The sequence below is a fragment of the Trichocoleus sp. Lan genome (genome assembly GCF_039961855.1).
GTDB lineage: Bacteria > Cyanobacteriota > Cyanobacteriia > Cyanobacteriales > FACHB-T130 > FACHB-T130.
The window spans coordinates 20,243-28,503 of record NZ_JAMPKA010000047.1 but is presented as its reverse complement, the minus strand read 5'-3'; the positions used below and the strand labels follow the sequence as shown (position 1 = coordinate 28,503).

The 8,261-nt window shown below is 48.7% G+C and carries 11 protein-coding genes and 1 pseudogene; 2 read left to right on the top strand and 10 right to left on the bottom strand.

Annotated features, from left to right (window positions below; genetic code table 11):
* Positions 1 to 497: pseudogene (locus tag NDA03_RS26345) on the bottom strand (hypothetical protein); the annotation flags it as partial.
* A gap of 331 nt (positions 498 to 828) precedes the next feature.
* Between NDA03_RS26345 and NDA03_RS26340 the strand changes: the two are divergent.
* Both NDA03_RS26340 and NDA03_RS26335 read left to right on the top strand, forming a co-directional pair.
* The gene (locus tag NDA03_RS26340) at positions 829 to 1,104 is read left to right on the top strand and encodes a hypothetical protein (RefSeq protein ID WP_348239641.1); all 276 of its coding nucleotides are present in this window, start codon (positions 829 to 831) and stop codon (positions 1,102 to 1,104) included.
* A 305-nt stretch (positions 1,105 to 1,409) separates the two neighbouring features.
* Positions 1,410 to 1,568 carry a hypothetical protein gene (locus tag NDA03_RS26335; RefSeq protein ID WP_348239640.1) on the top strand — a complete coding sequence of 53 codons (159 nt, stop codon included), beginning with the start codon at positions 1,410 to 1,412 and terminating at the stop codon, positions 1,566 to 1,568.
* 54 nt (positions 1,569 to 1,622) lie between these two features.
* Here NDA03_RS26335 and NDA03_RS26330 read toward each other — a convergent pair whose 3' ends face one another.
* The 9 genes from NDA03_RS26330 to NDA03_RS26290 form a co-directional block, all read right to left on the bottom strand.
* On the bottom strand, positions 1,623 to 1,925 hold the full coding sequence (locus NDA03_RS26330; RefSeq protein ID WP_348239639.1) for a hypothetical protein: 303 nt from the start codon (positions 1,923 to 1,925) through the stop codon (positions 1,623 to 1,625).
* 173 nt (positions 1,926 to 2,098) lie between these two features.
* Positions 2,099 to 3,766, bottom strand: a complete 1,668-nt coding sequence (locus tag NDA03_RS26325) for a hypothetical protein (protein ID WP_348239638.1) — start codon at positions 3,764 to 3,766, stop codon at positions 2,099 to 2,101.
* Complete coding sequence (locus NDA03_RS26320; protein WP_348239637.1) at positions 3,763 to 4,182, bottom strand: hypothetical protein; 420 nt, start codon at positions 4,180 to 4,182, stop codon at positions 3,763 to 3,765. Before NDA03_RS26320 ends, NDA03_RS26325 begins: the two co-directional genes overlap by 4 nt.
* Positions 4,183 to 4,188: 6 nt before the next feature.
* A complete protein-coding gene (locus NDA03_RS26315; protein ID WP_348239636.1) occupies positions 4,189 to 4,857 on the bottom strand; it encodes a hypothetical protein in 669 nt (222 codons plus the stop codon).
* Positions 4,858 to 4,945: 88 nt separating this feature from the next.
* Positions 4,946 to 5,119, bottom strand: a complete 174-nt coding sequence (locus NDA03_RS26310) for a hypothetical protein (protein WP_348239635.1) — start codon at positions 5,117 to 5,119, stop codon at positions 4,946 to 4,948.
* Between the two features lie 128 nt (positions 5,120 to 5,247).
* Entirely contained in the window at positions 5,248 to 6,102 is an 855-nt protein-coding gene (locus tag NDA03_RS26305; protein ID WP_348239634.1) for a hypothetical protein, read from the bottom strand.
* A 91-nt stretch (positions 6,103 to 6,193) separates the two neighbouring features.
* The gene (locus tag NDA03_RS26300; protein WP_348239633.1) at positions 6,194 to 6,652 is read right to left on the bottom strand and encodes a hypothetical protein; all 459 of its coding nucleotides are present in this window, start codon (positions 6,650 to 6,652) and stop codon (positions 6,194 to 6,196) included.
* 65 nt (positions 6,653 to 6,717) lie between these two features.
* The gene (locus NDA03_RS26295; protein ID WP_348239632.1) at positions 6,718 to 7,059 is read right to left on the bottom strand and encodes a hypothetical protein; all 342 of its coding nucleotides are present in this window, start codon (positions 7,057 to 7,059) and stop codon (positions 6,718 to 6,720) included.
* Between the two features lie 3 nt (positions 7,060 to 7,062).
* Positions 7,063 to 8,139 (bottom strand): hypothetical protein, encoded by a 1,077-nt coding sequence (locus NDA03_RS26290; RefSeq protein ID WP_348239631.1) that lies wholly within the window; start codon positions 8,137 to 8,139, stop codon positions 7,063 to 7,065.
* Positions 8,140 to 8,261 lie beyond the last annotated feature (122 nt).

Below are 8,261 nucleotides of genomic sequence, written 5' to 3'. Positions count from 1 at the left end.
CCGTCGCGCTTCCGCTGGTAGGCGACTGTCTCGTTCAGGGATAGCATTTCAACGTAAGGGCGAACCGATTGGTCAGCGTAGCTATCGCTTGGCTCATCCGTGGCAGCAGCATTGACAGGCGGGATAGTCTCCTCGTCCACGGGCACGGCTAAATCGTCATCCCCATCTATATTTGTCAGGATGCCATTGTCCTCTTCCCACTGCTCAATCTCTGTCAGGTCATCGTTGGGCGTCGGGTCTGGATCTGGCGCTGGGTCATCGCCGTCGCTGCTGTCGTTACCACCAAACAATCCCAAGACGGCGGACTTCAAGGTAGCGATCGCGTCCGGTGCCAGCTCCTGAAATTTGGTAACGGCATCCTGTAGCGACTGGATTGCTCCATCCGCAACGGTTTCGGCGTAGTTCAGTTGTTCGATGCGGGCGCGGCGAGTGGCGATGATTGCCTCAAAGTTGGTGATTTCAGATTTCAGAATTTCGATGTCGGATTGAAATAACATTGGATGTGTAACTCCTTCTAGGGGTTGTAATTTGGGGCAATCGCTTTCTTTGGACGGAGCGCGATTGCCCTTAAATTTTGGACACAAGGCTTTTGCTAGGTCACTTTACTTGGGGTTGGATTGTCAAGGTTCTGTGGGGCGGATGTTTGGGCGTTTCCCGGATCTATGTAATACATACTAGCAAGACAGCAAAACAAATGCAATACAGGTTTGTCTTACATCAGTTAGGCATATATCAGTAGCTCTAGAAACCGTGTCTTGCTGATACGTCTTGCAAACGCCGTGCAGCGCGATAAGATGACAGGTAAGACATCAATGCAAGACGCAAGACATGGAAACTAAATCAAAATCCTATCGGTTGCCAGTTGACCTCTTAGACCGCGTAGCGGCGCTAGCAGAAGCAGGGGATACTACGGAAACGAAAGTGATTGTCAACCTGCTGCAATACTCCCTAGCAGCAATGGAGAAGGGTGAGAATGTCTTGGAAGTAGCAGAGCAAGCAAGACAAAACGCAAAACATTCTCGTATTACAACGACTGATATTGATGGGCTAGAAGATTTAATTGAAAGGATGATTCGCGATCGCTTGGGGGAGTTAGTCGCCTGAGAATCGAGAACGAATCTCTCAGGCAACAAGGGACAACCGAAGCTGTAATCGAACGGAATGCCAAAATTCAGGATCTGGAGCAGCGCAATCAGGAGCTGCGGGTTAAGCTCACGGAGGTCAGGAAGAAATTAGTTGATACTGAGGCAGAGAAGGAAGATATCCAGCGTAGGCTAGACGCGGCTCGGCTCAAACTTTTCAACCTAGAATCTGAAACCCAAGCGGCTTCTGAAAGCGAGATTTCAAACCAAGAGGGGATCGTCTCTACGAATCCCGTACAGGTCGAGCTAACTGAGCCAGATGAAGTAATGGACAAGCCCCCCTGCCCAAACTGTGGGGAGGCAGTGAGGATTCGGAATAATGGCGTCCGCAAAAGCAAGGACGGCATCCCCATCTCCCAGCGCTGGCGCTGTAACAGTTGTGACAAGAGTTGGTCAGTTGCGATCTCGCCAGCCAATAACCAATAAAAAGCCCCGCTCGAAAACAGCAGGGGCTTTCCAATGACTCAGACGAGTGGGATTCTACTCCCTACGCTCCAATGCCGATCCACTGGTTCCCAGCGCAAAGCCAAGCATCAAAGCAGCTTTAATCTGTCCAGGCTGGATAAACAACGCGATACTCCCGATCAACGACGCCACGAATACACCCCAGCCTAGGCATTGGGCTGAACGATAGAGCGGGTTCCTTTCCCGTCTTGCGAGTCTCACTTCTGCTTCTAGTCTTAAGGTTTCGGCGTGGAAGTCTTCCAGCGATTTGAACTCTTTTCTCAGGTGTCCTTGCAGGGCAGCGCCCCTGAGCGCTCGTTTGGGTTTGGGTTGTGTCATGGCGATTGCCTTTATAAATTGTCTGTTGGTTGTCGATTTTTGCGATCGCGGATCACGAGCGTTACCGGATAGCGTGACCACTGTGACCCTTATATATCAAGGGCGTGACCAAAGTGACCGCACGTTACCGAATAGCTAATTTATGGTTTTTTGAGCTGATTCCTCACGTCTGGTTACGCGGTCACGTCTACGTTAAATTCGTCAGAATCATTTACGTTTACCAATTCCTCCGTGACCAGTTCCTCTATCAGTGCCCTAACCTCGTCCGAATCCCTGGTGAACTTTTGAAGTTGTTTGCACATTGACCGCGCTCGGTGAATCTTTACCCACCCTTTGCCAGCGAACCAACTTTTCAGAACTTCTTTGGCTTGAGTATTGTCGCGAGTTATTCCTGCCGCGATGGGTTCTTCCGCTTGTGCCGGAGTGTCAATGTCAAACTCAAGACTCAAGATTCGATTCAGGTATTCGGGGGTATATCCTTCCAATTTCATCCGTACCGATTGACCGGGTTTGTAGTGTCGCAAGTCCGGAAGTAAAGCTACCCTGGCAGGCTCCAGGGTGGTGAAGATGATTGGGCGCTGGTTGTCCCTAGATATCGGTTTAAGTTCCTTAAACGTTGCCAGTAGCGCCGACCGCTCATCTTCTTCAGCAACCATATCTTTATTGCCAATCATGTTGGACAACACCCCGTAAGATTCGTTAATGCTGCCAAACTCATCTACTGAGTAGTTTCCCAACCCAACGAGGTTAAAGTTCTTGCGGCTATTACGGTCTGCTTTCATCCCAATGGCAGCTAAATTAAAACTCTGCAAATCAACCAGTAAACAAACGTTTAGCTCGCGTCCGTTGTAGATGATGTCTGCCAGCTTGGTTAAGTATTTGGAGCTTTTAACGGGTTCCTCGTTCCTTAATTCCTCTAGGGATTGGTTGATACTGAGCCAATCCGCGAGAATCAGACGCACTGGTTGCAAGTCAGTTCTAGCGCTTTCAGGCAACCGGCGGCGTTTGTCGTAAATGCTGTGAATATGGTCAATCCCTCTCAATGCGGCTGATGGGTCAAGCGCATCAAATAAAATTACTCGTCCTTTTTTATCCAACCCACAGAACGAATCATTCTTCTGCGCGATCGCCCAAACTTCTGCCTCTGGGTAACGCTCTTGAAATTTGGTGAGGAGATATGTTTCTGTGATTGATTTACCTGCGCCGGTGCCGCCCACAATCAAGCTTGAGCGACGAGAACCTACTAGCCCATCTAAAATCGCCATTCCAATCGCTTCAGAATCTTTATTCAAGAGTCCACCGGGTGAATCTTCTGAGGATTGAGGTTGAGGAGAATCAGTGATTGGCTGCTGAGCAGGTATATCCTGAGCCATTGGCGCTTGACCCTCTTCCAGAACTTCTGCTTCCAGCGACTCTTGATAGGGTGCCAATGCAGTATAGGATTGCTCAGCTGCTTGAATCATCACTTGTTGGTTAAAAACTTCCAGCTCTGCTTGTGCTTGTACCTTGAGTTTTTGTAGGTTAACTCCCTCCCAAATAGTTTGGTATTTCTGATGCTTGGATTCCTGGCACGAGAGACTTCGCGCTAAACTCATCGACACTCCAAAACCTGCAACAGCAAGGAACGCGCCGCCTAGTTTCCAACCTCCAACACCAGGGGTTCGTCGCACGTTGACGGCAATATTGGGGGGCTGCATCCAGTCAGGTCTAGAAGCCTCTATACAACCGTTGGCGACTGGTTGACAGTAGTGAAGTTTGCCGTCAAAGTTTCCTTGTGTCCCAACAGCGGAACCAACTAGACCCAATCCCAAAGCAGACAACATCATTAATTTGGGATTCATCGCCCTGTCCTCCTGAGAATTATTGATAAGGCGATCGCGAACAATGCCAGTCCAATTCCAATCCAAACAAGCGGGTTCACCATTGCAATCAGACTGGTAATTGCATCCCAGAATCCGGCAACGGTCGAAGCCGCGATCGCTAATCCGATAACTGCGCCTTCCCGCTTGTCCCCTCTTACCGCGAGGGCAATGTAACCAGATGCGATCGCGAGTAGCATCCCGTAGGCAATCAACATCCCTGGAATCAATCTGGAAAGCAGCGCCAATGCTAAGCCGCCGCTGAAATACAACCCGAATTCTGATAAATTCCCGGTCGCTTTATAAAAGCGAATTTGATTCGTTTCGGGGGTTTCTTCCTGAAAAAAATCAGCCTCGTGGTGAGGCTGACGATTGTTGAAATTAAGCATCAGCTTCACCACGAGTTATTTGCCTGAAAACCAATCACCAACACCTTGCCAGAATCCTTTCTTCTGGGAGGAACGGGAGCCATTAGTGATTAAATCCTTGCGCTCCTCCCTCTCTTTCCTTATCTGTTCAGCAATCGCTTCTCGCCGCTCCATTTGAGGAATCTTTTCTTGAATGCGACGTGCGCCGCTTTGGTGCCGACGTGCCACAATTTGCAGCGCTGTCTGGAAATCCATTCGCTCCAAGGTTAATGCGCTGCGTCCCTCTGCATCTAACAGCCGGATTCCATTCTGGGCTTTCTCTCCCATCAGCCGAACGTGCTGCTGGTAGCCCTTTCCGGCGAGGAATACATTGAGAATCTGTTGGTCAATTTTCTTGGCGGCAGAGGCAGCATCCTTTTGGACTTCTGCAACAAATTGTTCGTAAGCAACTTGTCCTTCAATTAAGGTTTTGAAGTGTTTTTCGAGGATGGGTAACACTTCAATCAGTCGCTCCATCGCAGCGGCTCGGTCTGCATATTCTGCAAGCTGCTGGTCAGTCATGTTCGGGAGTTGTTCGAGGTCAATGTCAAAATAGTTTTTGGTCAAACCGACAAGGTTTTTATCTAGCGCGTGTACCTTGTGGATGCCAGATTTTTTCCCTTGATATTTGACAATCGCGGTGCTTTTATTTGATGCAAATTCCATGAGTTAATTCCTTGGTAGTGAAGTGCGATCGCGAAGCGCTGACAAGTCAGTTCGCCCTCTTGTTTGGAAGGCGAACTGACTTGATTGTTTATCGACTTAAGCCCAGCGCTCTTTCCATACCGCGCTGTTCAGCTTGAAGCTGTTGAATTTGCTGCTCTTGTTGCTGAATGATTAAATCCTTGTTGTCCGGTTGGGATGGCTTCATCCAGAAGAACAGCCCTAACCCGCCGAGAACTAGAGTTAAACAAGTTGCTTCTTTCATCTGTGATTCCTCTGCGTGTGCATCCTTTTTGTGATTCGTTAGAAGGGCATTCTGGCGCTGCCTGGATGAAAGCCAGGAGTCAAGAGAATCCCTCCGATTGCAAGCGTGATCGCGTATTTCATGATTCTTCAAGCCAAAACTGCCGCGAAATGCCCTAGGACTTGAGCGACAGACATCAAACCTGCTTCTTCGTCGGTGAGGGTTGTATACCTATCGCCTCCCTCACAAAAAGAGTTAGGTGTTGCGAAGCTTTCTTGGTTGGGATAGCAGTCCAGGCAGAAATCAAACTGATTGCCACCGGGCATCCAATCAGCCCAAAACATATCGCCCGATTCCCAATAGAGCGACCATGCGAAATCACATTCGCTACTCGGTTGTGGTGCCCCTGTTTGTGGAATCCAGTGCATCGTGAAGTTAATACCTGAATCCCATCCCGATTCCTGCTTTGGCTGAAATTCAAACGCCAAGTAAAACTCAAAGTTTGGATAACTTTTCCGCGATCGCCCCAACCATTCAGATAGTTGTTCTCGCCCGAAGATGAGTAGCGCCAAGTCACCTTCAATTTCAAGCGAATGACAAGCGATCCAGTTTAGTACGCGAAAGCGTTGTTCTGGATTCAAATAACCCTGCTGCTGGCACCGAATCAAATCTTGGTCTTCTGGTGTCAGAGCATCGACGTGAGTACCAATCCTGTACAGCAAGTCATCTGAGGGCTTTTGGTTGTAGCGGCGGACGCGCTCTTTAACATAGCCCCAGTTCACGCAGTCGGGTAAGTTTCTTTGCCCCCTCGCTGGATGATTGGTAAGACTATTGCTGATGCGCTGTGCCACTGCCCGAACTTCTGGGTCTGCAATGCCATCGATAATTGGCTGTGGATCGAGGTTCTTGTGGAAGGCGTCGGCTAATTCAAGGGCTGCCTTTAGATCAACCCCGTGCGCGATGTACTGCCCATCGGGGAATCCCACTTCAAAAGAATCTGTCATGATTGAAATTGCTCCATTACTTTGGTTATGTGAGCCAGTGCCAGCGGCGTGAAGCCTGGAAACTTGAACCGCTGGATACTGACAAAAATTTTTAGTTTTGGTCGATCGAGGTAGCAGGATTTTCGGAAGATTGCACGACACCCTTCGGTCGTAGGGTCTTCAAAATGGTCACGACATGGGACTGGATTTCATCTAAGCGATCGAGAAGATCGGATTGTGAATTCTTCTCCCACGTCTCGGCACTACTTTGAAGAAGTTCTAGCTGAGTAACAATCGTCTCCAGAAAATTTGGAAGCTGAGCTTCGGGCACGGGTAGGCTCAGGTCGTTTTCAGGTGCAAGGCTTTGGGATGGGGAATCATTTGCCTCACGATCTTCGACAAGGTACATCCAGCCGTTGCATTGAAAATGTTTCAGATCCGGATTCAGGAGAACTCCGACAACTAACCGCCTGCTAACGTATGGAGTATGACCGATTGAGTCGTCAAATCTAACTAAAACCTCACTACCAAGCGGATATTTGGGTTGCGGAAAATTGCTTGCGTATTGCATCTTTCAAACTTGATTAGGTTGTTTTGATTGATGCAATCCTGATGATCAATCATGTTATGCGGGATTTATGCCGCATCTTCTGCATACAGCTCACCCAGCTCAGCATCAAAATCAAAGCTATCTGGCTCTTGAGGTTTCAATGCTGGTGAGGAGCTTTGTTGGGGAAGCGAAACGACTTTGCTGCCGCTGCTGGGAACTAAGCCCATTACCCAACTAAAAAGTTTTGCGAATGGGACTTGCTTCGCCATCTGACTAGCAACTCTGTGTTCGTACAAAAGCCGATTTGTCAATGTAGTTAGGTCTGGCCCTGTAACCAGTTCAACTGGCTTACCCAGTACCCGCTCAGATTGGGACTTGAGATACTGCTCAATGTCGGGTTCAACTCGAACTCTGGTATTTTCTGCCATCGTTTATTTCCCTCTCGCTAACCGCCCTTCTGCCATCCGTTGCAACCCGATGGCGTTAGCCCAGCAACCCTGTGGAACGGCGGTAATACCTTGAGTGGCAAGCATCTTTACAACCCCAGGAAGCTCAACACCTCCACCCCATGCCACAAGGCTTGATGCTGCATCCCGCCATTCGGCTACTTCTTTGAAGGCGAGACGCAGACGATCGGTTAACCACGCCTTGAGATGACGGGCGTAAATGCTGCGGAAGTTGAAGTTACGGGTGCCATATTGGAAACTTCCAAATTCAATTCCCTGCCGAATTGTCTCGACATTGCCTGCCTTCCCAGAACCCAAGAACTGAATGAGTTCGCTATCAGATGCGATCGCATCTAGAAGGTCAATACATCCACCAACCTCTAAAACTTGACGATGGATGATTGCACCACCTGGAGCGAAAACAGTTGGGATAACTGTAGAAGTCCCGAAGTCAAATGCAATAGCGTGAGCCGTTCTATCAATTAATGGTTCGGGTTTCGATGAAACACAATAACCATAGGAACCTGCGCCTTCAGGAGCGACCAAACTCACCTTGAGATTTACCAGCGAGTGCGGCGTATTTTTGCCATTGAAACTAATAACGTGAGTTCCTGATGTTTTCTTCATCAATGGGGCCTGAAACACTTGCTTGTTGTGAATGGACAGCACTAAATGCAAGTTCCACTCTGGGCGGAAAGGCAAGGTAGCCAGCCCTCCTAGCAAGGTATGTAGGGCATATTCAACTTTTAGCGCTGGGTTGTCACTCAACTTAATGTGAGTAGTTGGTGCTTTCCATGCAGCTAGCGTTCCGGTTAAGAATTCTCGCCCAATTAAGTCTTCTCTGTCACCTGAGTGGTAGAAGAAATGCCCACCTTCTTTTGAAGTAAGAACATCGTGCAATTCTTCTTTAATTTCCAGGACTTTTGAGGGAGTGCGAACTTTCATTTGCTGACTGCCACTACCGAAGACCAGTTTTACTAATCCTGCCCCGTTATCGACTCCGACAGCGATTGCTGGGGTACTCCGGGTCAGGTCAGCCTGCGTTGGCTGCGTCATTACCATTGCTCAATTCCTCCAAATCTTTAAGGTTAAATCCGTCTATCCCGCTTGCTGTCTGCGGTTGAGATGATTTGTGACAAGAAAACTTTGTCGCCCAATCTCACCTGATTTTTGTTGTGCGGTGA

Excerpts from the sequence above, each read along its gene's own strand:
- NDA03_RS26340 (WP_348239641.1), top strand. The coding sequence starts at position 829 with ATGGAAACTAAATCAAAATCCTATCGGTTGCCAGTTGACCTCTTAGAC.
- NDA03_RS26335 (WP_348239640.1), top strand. The coding sequence starts at position 1,410 with ATGGACAAGCCCCCCTGCCCAAACTGTGGGGAGGCAGTGAGGATTCGG.
- NDA03_RS26330 (WP_348239639.1), bottom strand. The coding sequence starts at position 1,925 with ATGACACAACCCAAACCCAAACGAGCGCTCAGGGGCGCTGCCCTGCAA.
- NDA03_RS26325 (WP_348239638.1), bottom strand. The coding sequence starts at position 3,766 with ATGAATCCCAAATTAATGATGTTGTCTGCTTTGGGATTGGGTCTAGTT.
- NDA03_RS26315 (WP_348239636.1), bottom strand. The coding sequence starts at position 4,857 with ATGGAATTTGCATCAAATAAAAGCACCGCGATTGTCAAATATCAAGGG.
- NDA03_RS26310 (WP_348239635.1), bottom strand. The coding sequence starts at position 5,119 with ATGAAAGAAGCAACTTGTTTAACTCTAGTTCTCGGCGGGTTAGGGCTG.
- NDA03_RS26305 (WP_348239634.1), bottom strand. The coding sequence starts at position 6,102 with ATGACAGATTCTTTTGAAGTGGGATTCCCCGATGGGCAGTACATCGCG.
- NDA03_RS26300 (WP_348239633.1), bottom strand. The coding sequence starts at position 6,652 with ATGCAATACGCAAGCAATTTTCCGCAACCCAAATATCCGCTTGGTAGT.
- NDA03_RS26295 (WP_348239632.1), bottom strand. The coding sequence starts at position 7,059 with ATGGCAGAAAATACCAGAGTTCGAGTTGAACCCGACATTGAGCAGTAT.
- NDA03_RS26290 (WP_348239631.1), bottom strand. The coding sequence starts at position 8,139 with ATGGTAATGACGCAGCCAACGCAGGCTGACCTGACCCGGAGTACCCCA.